This is a genomic window from Neobacillus sp. PS2-9 (genome assembly GCF_030915525.1).
Classification (GTDB): Bacteria; Bacillota; Bacilli; order Bacillales; family Cytobacillaceae; genus Neobacillus.
The window spans coordinates 2,549,273-2,566,045 of sequence record NZ_CP133269.1 but is presented as its reverse complement, the minus strand read 5'-3'; the positions used below and the strand labels follow the sequence as shown (position 1 = coordinate 2,566,045).

Here is a 16,773-nt window from a genome sequence, read left to right as displayed (position 1 = left end):
AACACCATGCAGACTTGCATGGTGTTTTTTAACGAAAGGATTATTTATGACCTTACATCAATTTGCTGCAAGGTATGACCTTGCACCTGAAGAACTTATCCCTATTAATAACGGGTTCCAAAATTCTGTATATACCTTTTCGAAAGATGGAAGGGACTATATACTAAGATTATCCAATAGAGAGAGGAAGAGCTTCTCTGACCTAGAAAATGAATTAAAGTTTATTGAAGCCCTAGCAAAAGAAGGAGTTTCCGTTTCAAGACCAGTGCCATCCAAAAATAACCTTTTAATTGAAGAGGTAACCAATTTGTTCTTGGTTGCTTTTGAAAAAGCGCAAGGTGTAGCAGTGGATGTTACGGACGATAACGTTTGGACAACTGATTTATTTTATAATTGGGGAAAACAAATCGGCAGGATGCATAAAGTATCAAAACTAATACAGCTTGAAAGGCCCAAATGGACAAAAGAGGAACCAGATCTTTTTAGGCTTCTTCCTAAAATTAATTCAAAACTCATTAAAGAACGATACACAAAATTATTGGATGAACTAAGAGATTTTCATCAAGATTCAAATTTATTTGGACTTATCCATAATGATTTTCATCAAGGCAATTTCTTAGTGAAGGACAGAAGGATTACTGTTTTTGATTTTGATGATTGTGCATATCATTGGTTTGCATATGATTTGGCCGTTTCCTTTTATCATGCATACTGGCAGGCATCATCTTTTACCCCAGAACGAAAGGATTTTAGCAAGATTTTTTGGCTTCATTTTTTAAAAGGGTATGAGGAGGAACGTGCTATTTACAGGGAAATGCTTGAACAAATTCCTATTTTACTGAAAATAAGAGAGATATTCTTATATGTGTTATTTTTAGAAAAGTGGGATTTACATAGTCTTGCGGAATGGCAAGCCTATACGCTTGAAGACTTGAAACATAGAATAGAGGAACAAATACCATATTCTAATGTCAATTTTAAAGAATTAATTGACAACTTTAGCTAATTTTAAATAAAATATAAATAACAAAATGTAAAGGAATGAATTTGGGCCGATGAAGTTATAATCTTATTTTTCAGTACATGATTCGAAAAACGAAAAATGTTGAACCTGAAGAATAGGATTAGTCTGTCCTTTTTTATGTCCTGATCGTACATGTATAACAATGCAAACCTTTAAACAGGTTTAATTGTTGTCTCGTTTTTACGGGAATTCATGATATTTTTAGACATAAATCTCTCTTTCAGGTTCATTGAAGGGAGTTTTTTTATGCTTACAAATCTTAAAACAATAATAAAAGTTACAGGTTTAGAGAAAAGTTATCAATTACAAAAGGTATTAGACCAGATTCATTTTGAAATCAAAAACGGGGAAAGAATCGGTCTGGTTGGCTATAATGGAACTGGAAAAACAACCTTGGCAAATATTCTCTCCGGAAAAATACTACCTGATAAAGGACACATCGAAAAGAGTAAGGAATTAAAAATTGGCTACCTTTCGCAATCGATTGATTATGAAATGAACGATTTTCATGAGTCCATATTCGGGAGCGCTAATAATGTGTTGTACCAGCATACTAAAGAGCTTGGGCTCAAGAAGGTCTCTGAATGGGAGGAAACACGCCTATCCCATCTAAGCGGTGGAGAAAAATTAAAGCTTGCCTTATCTATGATTTGGTCATCCCAACCAGACTTTTTAATTCTAGATGAACCTACTAATCATTTAGATTTTAAAGGTATTGAATGGCTTGTGTCAGAATTAGAAAAATTCCATGGTCCTGTTTTGATCATCTCCCATGACCGGCATTTTTTAGACAGGACGGCTAATCGTATATTTGAATTAGAAAATAGTAAGATTCATTTTTACAGTGGGAACTATAGCAGCTACCGGAAGGAAAAACAACAACGAACCGAGAACCACCGACACCAATATAATGTACAACAGCGTCAAATTGAATTAGTTGAAAAGCAAATGGAACAGCTAAAGTCTTGGTCTGATAAGGCCCACCAAAGTTCAACCCAAAAAAGCAGGGATTACGGTCTAAAAGAATACCACCGAGCAAAAGCAAAAAAAAGAGATAATCAAGTCAAATCAAAGATCAAACGATTGCAGAATGAACTTGAGAAAAATCAAATTGAAAAGCCTCTTGACGAAGCATCAGTTAAATTTCAATTTGAGAGTCAAGGAAAAAGAGGGAGACGGATTATAGAGGCAAAGAATCTTCGAAAAGTTTTTACAGACGAGACTCTTTTCTATGAATCCCACTTCTACATTAATCATGGAGAACGGATTGGACTGTTAGGTGAAAATGGCTGCGGGAAGTCAACCTTACTAAAAATGATATTAGATCAGGAGAGCGTCTCATTTGGGGAACTATGGAGGAGCGACTCTATTCAGATTGCCTATTTGAGCCAGGATGTTGTTGACTTGCCAGCAGAAAAAACGGCGATTGAGGCACTGGGTTTTACAGATAGGGAAAGTATTCTTAAGGCTAGGACTTTGCTTGCTAATTTAGGGTTAAAGGAAGCTTTTATTACAAAGCCTATTTCTACATTAAGCTTAGGAGAACGGACGAGAGTCAAGCTTGTGGAGATGTTAATGAAGGAATATGATGTTCTCATTTTAGATGAACCTACCAATCATTTGGACTTACCTAGCAGGGAGCAGCTCGAACGGACATTAGCTGATTTTACAGGAACGATTATCACAGTGTCACATGACTATTATTTTCTAAATAAACTGTGTGATCGATTGTTAGTGTTTGAAGTTCAACAAATAAAGCGAGTGGAAATGAAGCCAGAGCAGTATTTGAATAAAGATAAAACGGGTGGACAACGTTCGAAGGAACAGCTTTTAATTATCGAAAACAGAATTGCTTCTATTTTGGGGGAATTATCAACAATCGATCAAAAAGACCCGAAATATCTTGTTTTAGACAAGGAATTTAATGAACTTCTTAAACTAAAACGAAATTTTAACAACTAAAAACCTGAAGAGAGCATTAATATTTGCTCTCTTCAGGTTTTTTTCATCGTTTATTTGCGGTAACTTCATTTTTATTTGCGAAAAAGTGTATTTTATTTGCGTAAAACATGCTTTTATTTGCGATAAATCGCCCTTTATTTGCGTAAAGCATACTTTTATTTGCGTACCACAATTTCCCTTAATTTCTACCCAATAACGACAGTAGCTCTTTCTCTCTTTCTGCTCTCATTCCTGATTTCCACTCATCCTGAGATATATGTCGAGTCTTTTCCCACTCATAAATATCCGATATGCTCTCGTCCAGCGTCCTGAACGTAAGTCCACTTTTCACTGCCTTATCAATATTGATTGAAAATGCACCCTTCCAAGGCTTTTCAAGTTCAGGAGATAGTGGGGCATTTTCTGGAACCCATAAAGGCATTTCAGTCCACGGTGCAACCTTTTGTTCAAGCAGGAACTCCTCATCAGCCCATACAATTTCCGCATCAGAACCAGTAACTCTTAAGCATGCGTCTATGAATTGTTTCATCGTTAGAGGATAATCAGGGCCTGTTGCATTAAACGTTCCAGAGGAGTTAGCTGTCATCATCTTCAAAATCCACTTCGAAAGGTCTTTGTTATCTATTAGCTGTACACGTCGGTTCTCATTACCGGGCACTAACACCTTTCCACCCTTAGCCAACCTATGTACCCAATATGGAATACGATCTGTATAGTCATTAGGACCAATTAATTGCCCAGCTCGGACATTCAATACTCTCCCAGGCATATTCATTTCTGCAATCTGTTCACATAATGCCTTAAAATGACCGTAGTATTCATAAATAGGGCCATGCACATCTTTTGATATTTCATCTGCTTTCTCGACTGACATATTTAATAGAGGATAGTCTTCATCTAGATTTTCTGGAACCCAGTCCTGATAAACGGAGATACTGGAAATAAATGAATACTGGTCAACACGATCCTTCAATAACTCAGTTGATATTTTTACGGTAGAAGGAATAAAACCGCTAGTATCCAAAACCGTATCCCAATAGCGGTTTTTAAGCTCGCACAAGTCTCCAAACCGATCGCCAGTAATGATTTCAACATCCTTAAGACCTACGTTTTGATTCCCACGATTAAAAATCGTAACTTCATGATTTTGAGATAATGCTTCTTCAACGAATGTTCTCCCTAAAAATCTGCTTCCACCTAAAACTAGTATTTTCAAAATTAATCATCTCCTCTCACATACTTCATCTTAACAAATTTCTTGATAATTTTGTTAATGACAAGAAATCTAATTTTCAATAATGAAAGTATTGCATATGTCATGAATATTGTTAAAATTACAAAGGTAGTAGTACTTTTAAAAATATATTACTTCTGAGTGAACAATGAGGAGATGTTTTTTTATGGAACAAGCTTTTTTACAATCCGTATCATATGATAATGGGATATTAAAAATATTAGATCAAACCAAAATTCCAAATTTTACAGAATTTCTTGAAATTACTAAAATTGAAGATGCATGGGACGCCATTAAACAATTAAAGGTTCGTGGTGCACCGGCAATCGGAATAGCCGCTGCTTATGGACTAGTAGTGGGAATAAAGGATGCGCCTGAGAATTCCTTCGACGATTTTTATACTTATTTTAAAAAGCAAGCTGATTATTTAGCTACCTCACGGCCAACTGCGGTCAACTTATTTTGGGCGTTAAATCGGATGGATGAGCGTGCACAAAAAGAGAAAGACCAACCTGTTCAACAAATAAAAGTTGCACTCGAAAATGAGGCACATACCATCCGTAATGAGGACGAAGAGGTTTGCAGGACAATCGGAGAGCATGCGTTAACACTATTAAATGATGGAATGGGCGTCCTTACCCATTGTAATGCAGGCGGAATTGCAACCGCAAGATATGGAACAGCTCTAGCACCCCTATACCTGGCAAAAGAAAAAGGGTGGAATATAAAAGTATTTGCAGATGAAACAAGACCGCTCCTTCAGGGTGCACGACTAACTGCTTGGGAACTTATGCAAGCTGGCATTGATGTTACATTAATAACTGATAATATGGCTGCAATGGTTATGCAAAAAGGTTGGGTGCAAGCGGTGATTGTGGGATGTGACCGAGTTGCAGCGAATGGTGACGTAGCAAATAAAATTGGAACGTATGGAGTAGCGTTATTAGCGAAAGCCCATAATATCCCGTTCTATGTAGCTGCACCTATTTCAACGATCGATTTAGAAACTAAAACTGGGGATGAAATCCCGATTGAAGAACGTGAGGCGGCTGAAATTACTGAAGGTTTTGGAAAAAGAACGGCTCCCGAGGGTGTGAAGGTATTTAATCCAGCTTTTGATGTGACGCCACATGAGCTTGTAACAGCTATTATTACAGAAAAGGGAATCCTAACAGGAAATTACCAAGAAGAGCTTCCAAAACTTTTTAAATGATAAAAGTGGAAAGCGGGTATGTACATGATTTCTGAAATTAAATATAAAAAACAAATTTGTGAAATTGGAAAAAGGATCTATGACAAAGGTTTTGTTGCTGCAAACGATGGAAATATTTCGATTCGGCTTTGTGAGGATGAATTTCTTATCACCCCTACAGGTGTTAGTAAAGGCTTTATGACTCCAGAGATAATCGTCAAAGTGAATGCGGCGGGTGAAGTATTGGAGGGGGACTATCGACCGACTTCTGAAATGAAAATGCATATGCTTGTGTACCAAGAGAGGCCTGACATACAAGCTATTGTGCATGTACATCCACCCTATGCCACTGCGTTTGCTATAGCAGGAATCCCTTTAGATCAAGCTATAATGCCAGAGTCTGTAGTCTATCTTGGGACCATTCCTGTGGCAGAGTATGGGACCCCTTCAACGGAAGAAGTGCCAAATGCGGTGAAGAAATATGTGTACGACCATCAAGGGGTCTTATTAGAAAACCACGGAGCGTTAACATGGGGAAGAGACCTTGAACAAGCCTATTTCCTAATGGAATCGATGGAATTTACCGCGAAAATTAACTGGATCGCCAAGCAATTAAATGGGGATCGGGAGTTATCGAAGAAACATGTTCAGACTTTAGTTGACATGAAAACTAAAATGGGTATAAAGGGAAATTCACCCATTGGTGTTGATACTGAACCAGGAGTTCATGCAATGAAACGTATTCCTCCAATGGAAAAAAACTTATCAAAACAGGATCTTCAAACCATTGTTGAGAACGTAACAAAAAATATATTGGACGAGTTAAAGAAACATTTGTAGGTAGGAAGCAAGCCATTTGTGCTTGCTTTTTCCTTATTTCCTTCCTACCATTTAGAGTTTATAAAATTGTCACAGTTTCGGCATATCCCAGTTTTGTTTCAACTGAGTTTATAGTGTAAAATCGATATAGCAGATTAAGAAACAAAAGGAGGAGTCGGGGATGATAAAGAAAATAATTGCTGCCGTTGTTTTGGTTTCTCTCCTTACAGTAGCAATTGTACAAGCAATGGATAAAAAGACAGAGGCACCCGAAACGACAAGTCAAGCAACTGCTAATAAAGAAGGTCTATCAATAGGTGCAAAAGCACCCGATTTTGAATTAAAAACATTAACAGGTGAAACCGTAAAACTCTCCGACTTAAAAGGGAAAAAAGTTATGCTTAACTTCTGGGCTACCTGGTGTCCACCATGTAAAGCAGAAATGCCTGAAATGGAACAATTTTCTAAGCAGGCTGGAGATGATGTCGTTATTCTTGCAGTTAACATTGACCCACAACTGGATGTCCAAGGTTTTGTTAACGAAAACAAGATTACCTTCCCCGTCCTCTTAGATGCTGAAGACAAAGTGAATGAAGCCTATCAGGTATTATCTATCCCAACCACGTATTTTATTAACTCAAAAGGGGTTATTAAAAATAAATTTACGGGATCAATGAACCTAGATGTGATGAAAGACTTTACCGAAAAATTAAAATAGTAATGAAGACATTGGTTTTGGCCGATGTCTTTTTTCTTTCCCTTCTATCAAATAAAAGGAAAAACTCTTTTTAATTAATTTTCAAAAAGTTGTAATAATTGAAACCGTTTCCGGGCATAATAACTGTTACAATAGGAAATAAGGAAGGTGATACTAATGAGAAAACCTAGAAAACGCTCATTTGCAGAACTTGTTTTAGAAAATAAATCACAACTATTAAAAGATCGTGCTGCTATGGAAAAAATTGAACAGCGCCTAGAAGAAAAGCGTCTCGGAAAAGCCGAGTAACCTTAAAAGTTTACCAATTATGTTTTCCATCCTTATGGACAAAATGTTAGTAAGGAGGGATCATGATATGAGTAATCCAAAAAAAGACCATAAGCATTTTACACCTAGCCATTTAGGAACACAGCCTCGAGGCTTTAGTGGGAATAAGGGGAAAAAAATGAATGATACATCAGGTAAACACGCTCAGGTAATTCAAACTAAGGGCGAATAATAGATGAATGGATAAGGCCTACTTTTTTAGTGGGTCTTTTTTATGCTAATGTTAAAATTGCATTTTTTTCTCTGTGATATTTTTCTGCTACCGTTACAAACTATATCTGTAGTAAAAACATTCTAAGGAGGAATTCAACAATGGCCTACAATAACAAACCTAATCCTGATGATCGTAGCGATAATGTAGAGAAACTTCAATCAATGATTCATAATACAATTGAAAATATGGAAGCGGCTGAAGAATCGCTTGCTTTTACCGATAGCGAGCAACAGCGCCAACAAATTGAATCGAAAAATCAGCGGAGACGTGAAAGTATCGACTCATTCCGCTCAGAAATCAAAGACGAAGCCCAAAATCAACAAAGCTAAATAATAACAAAAGAACCTGTTCCATTTTTGGACAGGTTCTTTTTTCACCTGTTATGCCCTCCTTAGTACAGGATATTTCTTTTGCTTAGGCTTGTTATGGTAAGATAGAAGGGAAATTTTTAAAAAGAAGTGATGACCTTGAAACAACTAACCAATCAACGAACTCCATATACTGAACAAATCAAACAGTGGGAAAAGGAACTAAACGAAACAGGTGCCCTCTCTAATGAAAGTCAGCTCATTAGTGCGCTCAGTCAGGAAACTGATTCTAAATCCTTATCCAAGCTTTTAACGCTAGGGGCACAATCTAGGCTTAATCGAGATAAAGAGAACACTTTAGCAGCTGTTTGGTTTGCAAAAGCACTTAAACTTGACCCTGAAAACCAAAGGGCAAAGGAATTTAGTATTCGATCTGACTGGAAGAAAATGAAGGATTTTCTGGCTACACTTTCGTTCCCCCCTATAAGAGAAACGGATAACCGAACGGCCAAGAAAAAAACAGCTGAGCAGTACATAGATATTTGCCAAAGCTTTTTAAACGCATCAGAAGAACAATTGAAGGATTTACAAACAAAAGTAGACATAGCTTCCACGATGTTGAATAAAAAGCTTCTTCTTAAATACCAGAAACTATCTGAATTACTATTGACTGCCATAGAGGAAACAGGAGGTCTGTTAAAAGCAGCGAAAGAATACGATCAATCAATTACCGGCGTATTCCATACATCTACTTTTTTTGAGGATTTAAAATTGCATATGGCCAATGTTGATGAAGTAAAAAGAACCTGGGAACAGCAATTTCTTGAAGAACAACCCTCAGAAATCACAGCAGAAAACGCATTGGATGAATTAAATAGTATGATTGGGATGGATTTAGTTAAAAAACGCGTGAATGATTTTTATCGATTCCTAAAATACCAGAAGCAACGGAAAGAGCTTGGTTTTCAAGTTAAAGATGAACTAAGTTTAAATATGATTTTAACAGGAAACCCCGGAACTGGTAAAACAACACTTGCTCGTTTATTGGCAAAAATTTATTATGAGTTGGGTGTACTTCCACGTGAAGAAGTAATTGAGACAGACCGCTCGCAATTAGTCGGGGGCTTTGTAGGACAAACAGAGGAAAACGTTCGATCTATCGTTGAAAAGTCCATTGGCGGTGTATTATTTATTGATGAAGCCTATAGCTTAAAACGCGAGGGGCAAACGGGAAATGATTATGGTCAATCTGCAATTGATACTTTGGTTTCACTTATGACCGGAAGTGAATACGGCGGAAGGTTTGCGGTTATTTTAGCTGGGTATCCAGAAGAAATGCGCTCATTCATAGATGCCAATCCTGGATTACGCAGTCGTTTTCCTCAATCAAACTTTATCCATTTACCTAATTATTCAAACGAGGAATTAATCCGGATTGCCGAAAAAGTGGCATTAGACAACGATTATCTCCTAACCGAGGAATCAAAAAGCGAAATTGAGCTTCGGCTTGAACAAGAACGAGTAGATGAAACCTTTGGTAATGCGAGAACAGCACGAAATATTGTTTTAGATGCTATTTTTAAAAAGGGGTCAGAGAAGCAATCTGTAGAAAATGATCTTTTAGATTATATGCTCCTCAACAAAGAAGATTTTCGTTTGGAAAAAGCGCACAGCACCTATTCACCACAGGAGAAACTGGACCAGCTCATTGGTCTTAACGCCTTAAAAGAAGAAATGAGCTCATTAATTTCGTTTGTTAAAATGCAACAGTTTAGAAGAAAACAGGGATTACCAACAGTACCCATTCAACTTCATGCTGTATTTACCGGAAATCCTGGTACAGGTAAAACAACTGTGGCTAAAATTTATGCTGAGTACTTAAAAGAATGCGGTATTCTAAAACGAGGGCATCTTATTGTAGCTAGCAGGGCCGATTTTGTTGCTGGTTATGTAGGTCAAACTGCCGGGAAAACAAAGAAAAAAATTAAGGAAGCACTTGGTGGTGTGTTATTCATTGACGAAGCATATTCTCTTCTTAGCCATTCAAACAGTGATTTCGGGAAAGAAGTTATTGATACACTTGTCGATGAAATGACAAAGCAAAACGAAAACCTTGTAGTTGTCTTAGCAGGCTACCCAAATGAAATGGATCAACTCTTGGAAAGCAATCCAGGGCTCCGCTCAAGGTTTAAAAAATACTTCTTATTCCCTGATTACTCTTCAGAAGAGCTTCTTGAAATCATGGCCACGTATGCCAAAAGCTATCAATACTACTTAACAGAGGAAGCAAAGCAGCAATTGATTGAGACCATCGAAATAGAAGATTCCAGAGGGAACGGTCGTTTTGCTACAAACGTGGTGGATGAAATAATTCAAGCACAAGCTTCACGGCTAATGAATTTAGTACAGGATCAGGAACTTATAGAAAAATCAATGTTCCTTGAAGCAGAAGATGTTAATGTAGCCTTAAGTAAAATAAAAAAATATTAAAGTAATGAGAGGAACGTTGTCCGTGGAGAACTTTTTTATTTCAACAAGGGAGATTCAACTTTATTATGCAGACACAGATATGATGGGTGTCATTTACCATGCAAATTATTTAAAGTTTTTTGAGCTAGGCAGAACAGGGTTTATTGAGGATCTTGGCTATAATTACTTAGCAATGGAAGAGTCTGGTTACTATGCTCCCGTATATGATATTCAAATCACTTACAAAAAACCGTTACGCTATGGCGATAAGGCCTTTGTTAAAACGTGGGTAGAGTTAAACGATGGAATAAAAACTATTTATGGATATACGATTATTAATGGGAACGAAGAAATATGTGCAGAAGGAAAGTCTACTCATATTATTGTTAAAAAGGATAATTTCAGACCTACCTCCTTTAAAAAAGCCTTCCCAGAGTGGTATTTAAAATATGAGGAAGTTAAGAAAAAATAGCTGAGGACTTTTCGAAAAAGCATTTATTTCCTAGATACTTAAAGTTTGGGGTGACGTAGTGGCATTCGGTATTAAGAGACAGGAAATTATAGATTGGAAAAGAAAAATTGACAGGGGAGAAATTGCTTTTTTAACTCATTATTGGTTGGATGACCGCTTTCCGGGAGCAAAAACCGTAACAAAGGTAGGTTGTCAGGATCTTGACAAACTCGCAGCCTGGGGTAAAAAATATGGTTTGAAAAAGGAATGGATTCATCACAGAGAAGATGGTTATTCTCATTTCGATTTAATTGGTGATAGGGGCAAAAACGTTTTACAAAAAGCGGGCTTAACAGAGCATATATGGAGTGAATAAATAGAGGCTGGCTCATCAATGAGTCAACCTCTATTGCTTTTTATTTATGATAGTTAAAAATAGGTTCTTCATACGTTTCTTGATAGTCAATTGTTAAATCATGATTATCAAAGAACCATACATCCTTTTCTTCAATATAGAAGACAATTCCGTCAACCTCAGTTTTTGTACCAATATCTATGGGTTCGTCTGTTGAGATTCCTAAAGAAAAACCACTTTGTACTGTACTGCATCCTCCGTACCGAGCAAAAAAGCGAACATAATCACCATTTTTAAGACTTAGTTCTCTTTTGTACCATGCTACAGCCTCATTTGTAATATGTATATTCATGTAAGGGACTCCTTTCTAGCTGCTAATCATTTTATTATATAAGAAAAGCGATTGAGAATCGAATGTTTCGAACTTTATAACGGAATAACTACCCAGCCAAGAAGTAACAAAAGGATTGTAATGATGCTATGAATAATAAAGGAAGGGAGTAAACTCTTTGATTTAACAGTGACGAAGCCAAATATAACACCCAATAGGAAATAGAACAAACTTATTTTTATTGTGTAACCAAACATTGTTGTATATAGCCCATATGCAGCACTACTTAGTAAGATACCCATACGCTTGCTGCTCATTCGGATAAACTGCGTACATAATATTCCCCGCCACAATAATTCTTCTAAAAACGAATTCAATCCAGAAAATAGTAGAATCAAACTGATCTTTAAGATAGTCCATTCTCCCACCTTCATTACAAGGACAAGAATTACACTTAACACAAGCAGAGATAGCATGAAATAAAAAAGCTGAAAGAAGGAGATCGTGAAATGGCTGGTTATTTGAATGGGTGAATTCCTTATTAAGCTTATGTAAGAATAGCCAGTAGGCTTATTGAATTTCTTTGTCACATAGGTTATTAGTAAAATTGGGATTGTCCATAACAATTGACTTATTAATACAAGTGCAAAAGGCGATAGTGGGTATGCACCGATAAAATGGTCTGCGTAGCCAATTAGTAAATTACCTAGAAAAAATGCAACGATCAACCAGACAAATAGTCGATTGTTTTCCTTAAAAAAAGTAACCAGTATTAGTAAACCTAAAAGGATTATAAAGAAAAGAGAATAAAAACCTCTTGTAAAAAGGAAGGACATAATTGTAAAAAGTCCACCTAACAGCAAACCACTTGAGTATCTAGTGTCCATACCTATTTCTCCTTTCTTACCATTTGTTCATTAGAAAAAAGCCCCGTCTTAACGGAGCCATTGTTTCATATGTTGTTGAATTTCTTTGTATTTTGCATCTGCATTCGTAAGCCCAAATGTTGATGCATTCTCTAATGGAACAACCTTAAAGTGGTGATATTTTTGACTAGTAATATAGGTTGGAAAGAAGACTGGATTCGAAATTTCGATAGTTGTCCCTTTGTCTGTAATTTGTTTAGTTACATCGATTGTGGCTAAACCGCCAATGTCTTTATAATTATTATTCTGAGCAGAAATAAAGTTTCCTAATGAATAAACCACAAATGCTTTCCTGCCATCCGTTGTGTTGAGCCATTCCATAGGTTGAAGGACATGAGGATGAGAGCCAAATATAATATCCACACCTTCATTTGCCAAGAAACGCGCTAAATCCTTTTGATTATTGGTAGGAATTCGTTGATACTCAATCCCCCAATGAATGCTCATCACGACTATATCCGCTGCATTTCTTGCTCGATGGATTTCTCCCTTCATTTTCTCACGGTCAATCAAGTTGACAAGAAAATCCTTCCCTTTGGGTAACGGGATTCCATTTGTTCCATATGTGTAGGAAAGGAAGCAGATTTTTATTCCATTTTTATTTATAATCCTTAAATTTTGTTGATCCTTATCATCTACAAAGCTCCCCACATATGGTAAACCAATGCTTTGTAAATAGGCAGCTTCTGATTGGACGCCTTTAATCCCTTTATCTAATGTATGGTTATTTGCGGTTGAGACAATATCGACACCAGTATGAACGAGGGCATCGGCTACCTCATGGGGACTATTAAACCTAGGGTAACCTGAAAGTCTCAGCTGCAAGCCTCCGAGAATGCTTTCTTGATTTGCTGTTAAGATGTCTGGTTTTTCTAATAGCGCTTTCATATTTTCAAACATGGGATCGAAGTTATAATTTTGTCCATTGAATGCATCTTGGTAGACTACATCGTGGATCAGTATATCCCCAATTGCTCCAATCGTTACTTTTTCAATCAGCTTTCGATTTGTTAGTTGGAAAGGCCGCATACTATGATTTTTTGAAGGATAATTTTTCTTTTCGTTTTTTTCTTTTTGCTCCTTCACATAGAGAATAGATGCAAGAGTGGTACAAATAATAATAATTAAAACAGAGGTAGTAAAAGCTTTCTTTCTCATAAATTTCTCCTTGTATGAGCTTGTTCAGGCAAATTATTTTCGTACTCCTTGATAATACTATAATATATTAATATGATTTTTAAAATTTTTATTTGGACAAAGAATAAGAAGATAGGGGCGTGAATCTGATGTTTCGTATTACAGGGAATGCTCATAAGATATTACAGGATTCAATAAACAAAGACAAAAAGACGGAGAATGAAATACTTTATATCCGATTAAGCATGGGAATTGGTTGAGGTGGACCAAAATTAAATCTGTCTCTGGAAGAGCGGAAAATTCAAGGGGATCTTACTTTTGAGTTCGATGACCTAACTATCCTTATTCATGAAAAAGAGTTTGTTTACTTCGATCACACAAAGCTCGATTATATTGACGATGTATTAGGAAATAAAAAATTCCATCTATTAAGAATGTAGGAAATAGGCTGGCCCATTAAAAGACAACCTATTTCTAAAAATAACTCTTTATGACTCTTCTAATACACCAAGAAACTGAAGTAATTCCTCAAAATTTCTAGTAACTTTTATCGGAGAACAGTCTGTTCCTTCCTCAGGGTTCATAAACTCGACAATAAAGTCATTTACATCGGTGCTCTCTGAAACAACGGTTGAAAAAATAAGTTCTTGTTTAACAATTTGCAATTTTATCCCCCTCCATGAACTGACGCTTATTCCTACTTCTATTCTATAGGAAATAAAAGGGATATGACTGAAGGGATTTCGACAATTTCATGAAAAATGGCTATAAAAGAACCGATTCGGTTCCTTTATAGCCATTTAATTTTTGGTTCTGTCTTATTGATGATCCTCTTAATATTTGCCCGATGGCGGTAAATGACAAATGATGCTAATAACGTTACAGCAATTAGTAACGGGACATTCCATATGACCAGTGCGTAAATGACTGCACAGAGACCTGCAATCATAGAGGATAACGAAACATATTTTGTTATGTACAGACTGAGAAAAAAGACAACCAAAACTGTGATGAACATAAATGGAGCACAGAGTAGTAAAACTCCTCCTGAAGTGGCAACTGCTTTACCTCCACGGAATCCCGCAAAAATTGGATAAGTGTGACCAATAACAGCTAAGACACCAGCTAGTAATGGGTTAATGTCTACATGAAAGAGGTAGGGTAAGGAAGCTGCTAAAGTCCCTTTCAAAATATCAGCAAGAGTAACGGCAATTCCTGCTTTCACTCCAAGTGTTCGAAAAGTGTTCGTCCCTCCTAAATTTCCGCTTCCGTGCTGACGAATATCGGTTTTATAAAACGTTTTACCGATAATTAACCCTGAGGGGATTGAGCCTAGCAAATAGGCAAGGATCAAGACTAATATAATTTGAACCATTCATAATTTCTCCTTCGATAAAAGATCCAGTTCTTTTATTTTACCATGTATTGATTAAAAAACACTATTGCTTTCTTGATTAACTTTAATTATTAGTGAAGAAGGGACCGAAAGAGATTCTAAAAATACCTTCTCAATTGCAATAAGATACCTTAGGATAGAAATAAGGAGGAAGGGAAACATGGCACGTCTAGAATATACAAAAAATAATAAACTATCAACTAAATGGATAATTGGAGGATTAATAAGTGCTATCTTACTTATTATCTCTTCTATTTTTCTGATACTTTATCCATTTGCATCCACAGAGAAAAAGACCTATTTTCAAGGCCAGCATCCCATCCTTTTCATGGGAAAGCAACAAGGAAATGCTATTATTGAGAGAAACACTTTGTTTGTACCACTTTCATTTGTGAAAAAAAGTATTGATGGCACGATCCATTATGATGAGAAATCAAAATCCGTTGTTATCACTACGACAGATAAAGTTGTACAAATGCCAACAGATTCGTTAAGTTATTATGTGAATCAAAAGCCAGTAAACTTACAGCTGTCTCCCATTCTTGCAAAGAATGGAGAACTGTATATTGCGCTTGATTCAATCTTATCTTTTTACCCTCTTCAATATAAAACATTACCAGATAGTGATGCGATATGGATTCAACAGGATGGTGATCAATACGAGAATGGTAGATTAAAAGACAAGGAAATTAATAAAGAGAAGCTTAGACTTCGCACAAAGCCCACCTGGCAGTCACCATATGTCGCTGGCATGAAATCGAAAGAAGAGATTATCATCGAGGGTGAAAAAGACGATTATTATTTAGTTAGGAAAGCAAACGGTGTTAGCGGCTATATAAAAAAAGAGTATGTCTCTAAAGAGGATCACGTAAAGATATCCATAAAGCACGAGCGGAAAACATTTCAAATACCCAAAATAAATGGACCCATTCAGTTAACCTGGGAGGCCGTCTATACCAAGAATCCGGACATGTCAAAAATACCCGAAATGACAGGATTAAATGTTATTTCACCTACATGGTTCTCCCTTGCTAGCAATGATGGAGCAGTTAAAAACCTTGCCTCACTTGATTATAGTAAATGGGCACAAGGAAAGGGATATCAAGTTTGGGGTGTGTTTTCAAATTCTTTTGATCCTCAATTGACCCACGAAGCATTCAAAGATTTTGATACAAGATCAGCGATTATCCGGCAACTGCTTCACTTTAGTCAGATGTATCATCTTCAAGGGATGAACTTTGATATTGAAAATGTTAATCCTGAGGATGGACCATTAGTTACTCAATTTATGAGAGAGGCAGCGCCATACCTGCACGAAGCAGGCCTTGTCATTTCGATGGATATTACCTTCTCAGCGGGTGCTGACAACAACTGGTCTTCATTTTATGAAAGACCACAACTAGCCGAAATTGTCGACTACCTTATTGTAATGGCCTATGATGAGCATACCAATGCCTCTTCAGGATCAGGGAGTGTGGCAAGTTTGCCATGGGTGGAACGAAACCTTGAAAGACTTCTGACAGAAGTGCCAAAGGAAAAATTAATTCTTGGCGTTCCCTTATATGCAAGACTCTGGAAGGAACAAATGAATGCAGATGGTACAGTTGAAATAACGGCAAAGGCCCTAGCAATGGATAAAGTGAAAGCGTGGCTGAGTGAAAAAGGTCTACAGCCAAAATATGATGAAGAAAGCGGCCAAAACTACGCAGAATTTTATGCAGCAGATGAAAAAGCAACCTATAAAATATGGATTGAGGATCAATTTTCATTGAATAAACGAGCGGAGCTGGCGATTAAATATGAACTCGCTGGGATTGGTACATGGTCCCGATTATTTGGGGATCAAACCGCTTGGACAGCATTAAATCTATTAGCTGATCGATCAGTGACGCAAAAATAATCAAAGGGGG

General features: G+C 36.8%; 18 protein-coding genes. 12 read left to right on the top strand and 6 right to left on the bottom strand.

Annotation, left to right across the window (positions count from 1 at the left end; translation table 11 throughout):
* Window positions 1-46 precede the first annotated feature (46 nt).
* Together RCG25_RS12940 and abc-f are read left to right on the top strand one after the other, a co-directional pair.
* Window positions 47-1,006 (top strand): phosphotransferase enzyme family protein, encoded by a 960-nt coding sequence (locus RCG25_RS12940; protein ID WP_308084040.1) that lies wholly within the window; start codon window positions 47-49, stop codon window positions 1,004-1,006.
* A gap of 264 nt (window positions 1,007-1,270) precedes the next feature.
* Window positions 1,271-2,986 carry a ribosomal protection-like ABC-F family protein gene (abc-f, locus tag RCG25_RS12935; protein WP_308084039.1) on the top strand — a complete coding sequence of 572 codons (1,716 nt, stop codon included), beginning with the start codon at window positions 1,271-1,273 and terminating at the stop codon, window positions 2,984-2,986.
* Between the two features lie 178 nt (window positions 2,987-3,164).
* Here the strand turns inward: abc-f and RCG25_RS12930 are convergent, their stop codons facing one another.
* Window positions 3,165-4,202, bottom strand: coding sequence for an NAD-dependent epimerase/dehydratase family protein (locus RCG25_RS12930; RefSeq protein ID WP_308084038.1), 1,038 nt, complete (start codon window positions 4,200-4,202; stop codon window positions 3,165-3,167).
* A gap of 184 nt (window positions 4,203-4,386) precedes the next feature.
* On the opposite strand from RCG25_RS12930, the gene mtnA reads away from it, so the two are divergent.
* The 9 genes from mtnA to RCG25_RS12885 all read left to right on the top strand — a co-directional run bounded on the left by mtnA (window position 4,387) and on the right by RCG25_RS12885 (window position 11,094).
* Complete coding sequence (gene mtnA / locus RCG25_RS12925) at window positions 4,387-5,433, top strand: S-methyl-5-thioribose-1-phosphate isomerase (RefSeq protein ID WP_308084037.1); 1,047 nt, start codon at window positions 4,387-4,389, stop codon at window positions 5,431-5,433.
* Between the two features lie 24 nt (window positions 5,434-5,457).
* On the top strand, window positions 5,458-6,252 hold the full coding sequence (locus tag RCG25_RS12920; RefSeq protein ID WP_308084036.1) for a class II aldolase/adducin family protein: 795 nt from the start codon (window positions 5,458-5,460) through the stop codon (window positions 6,250-6,252).
* A gap of 160 nt (window positions 6,253-6,412) precedes the next feature.
* Window positions 6,413-6,949 carry a redoxin domain-containing protein gene (locus RCG25_RS12915; RefSeq protein WP_308084035.1) on the top strand — a complete coding sequence of 179 codons (537 nt, stop codon included), beginning with the start codon at window positions 6,413-6,415 and terminating at the stop codon, window positions 6,947-6,949.
* Between the two features lie 156 nt (window positions 6,950-7,105).
* Window positions 7,106-7,237 carry an FbpB family small basic protein gene (locus RCG25_RS12910; RefSeq protein ID WP_160723454.1) on the top strand — a complete coding sequence of 44 codons (132 nt, stop codon included), beginning with the start codon at window positions 7,106-7,108 and terminating at the stop codon, window positions 7,235-7,237.
* A gap of 67 nt (window positions 7,238-7,304) precedes the next feature.
* Complete coding sequence (locus RCG25_RS12905; RefSeq protein WP_308084034.1) at window positions 7,305-7,448, top strand: acid-soluble spore protein N; 144 nt, start codon at window positions 7,305-7,307, stop codon at window positions 7,446-7,448.
* Window positions 7,449-7,588: 140 nt separating this feature from the next.
* Window positions 7,589-7,819, top strand: a complete 231-nt coding sequence (tlp, locus tag RCG25_RS12900; RefSeq protein ID WP_308084033.1) for a small acid-soluble spore protein Tlp — start codon at window positions 7,589-7,591, stop codon at window positions 7,817-7,819.
* Window positions 7,820-7,951: 132 nt separating this feature from the next.
* Window positions 7,952-10,288 carry an AAA family ATPase gene (locus RCG25_RS12895; RefSeq protein ID WP_308084032.1) on the top strand — a complete coding sequence of 779 codons (2,337 nt, stop codon included), beginning with the start codon at window positions 7,952-7,954 and terminating at the stop codon, window positions 10,286-10,288.
* 22 nt (window positions 10,289-10,310) lie between these two features.
* A complete protein-coding gene (locus tag RCG25_RS12890) occupies window positions 10,311-10,739 on the top strand; it encodes an acyl-CoA thioesterase (RefSeq protein ID WP_374121050.1) in 429 nt (142 codons plus the stop codon).
* A 58-nt stretch (window positions 10,740-10,797) separates the two neighbouring features.
* Window positions 10,798-11,094 carry a hypothetical protein gene (locus tag RCG25_RS12885; protein ID WP_308084030.1) on the top strand — a complete coding sequence of 99 codons (297 nt, stop codon included), beginning with the start codon at window positions 10,798-10,800 and terminating at the stop codon, window positions 11,092-11,094.
* A 40-nt stretch (window positions 11,095-11,134) separates the two neighbouring features.
* Here RCG25_RS12885 and RCG25_RS12880 read toward each other — a convergent pair whose 3' ends face one another.
* The 5 genes from RCG25_RS12880 to plsY form a co-directional block, all read right to left on the bottom strand.
* Window positions 11,135-11,425 carry a HesB/YadR/YfhF family protein gene (locus RCG25_RS12880; protein WP_308084029.1) on the bottom strand — a complete coding sequence of 97 codons (291 nt, stop codon included), beginning with the start codon at window positions 11,423-11,425 and terminating at the stop codon, window positions 11,135-11,137.
* 74 nt (window positions 11,426-11,499) lie between these two features.
* Complete coding sequence (locus RCG25_RS12875) at window positions 11,500-12,291, bottom strand: CPBP family intramembrane glutamic endopeptidase (RefSeq protein WP_308084028.1); 792 nt, start codon at window positions 12,289-12,291, stop codon at window positions 11,500-11,502.
* Window positions 12,292-12,339: 48 nt separating this feature from the next.
* Entirely contained in the window at window positions 12,340-13,488 is a 1,149-nt protein-coding gene (locus RCG25_RS12870) for a CapA family protein (RefSeq protein WP_308084027.1), read from the bottom strand.
* 467 nt (window positions 13,489-13,955) lie between these two features.
* A complete protein-coding gene (locus tag RCG25_RS12865; protein WP_308084026.1) occupies window positions 13,956-14,132 on the bottom strand; it encodes a hypothetical protein in 177 nt (58 codons plus the stop codon).
* Between the two features lie 125 nt (window positions 14,133-14,257).
* Window positions 14,258-14,842, bottom strand: coding sequence for a glycerol-3-phosphate 1-O-acyltransferase PlsY (gene plsY, locus RCG25_RS12860; protein WP_308084025.1), 585 nt, complete (start codon window positions 14,840-14,842; stop codon window positions 14,258-14,260).
* A 181-nt stretch (window positions 14,843-15,023) separates the two neighbouring features.
* Between plsY and RCG25_RS12855 the strand changes: the two genes are divergently transcribed.
* Window positions 15,024-16,763 (top strand): glycosyl hydrolase family 18 protein, encoded by a 1,740-nt coding sequence (locus tag RCG25_RS12855; RefSeq protein ID WP_308084024.1) that lies wholly within the window; start codon window positions 15,024-15,026, stop codon window positions 16,761-16,763.
* Window positions 16,764-16,773: the final 10 nt, after the last annotated feature.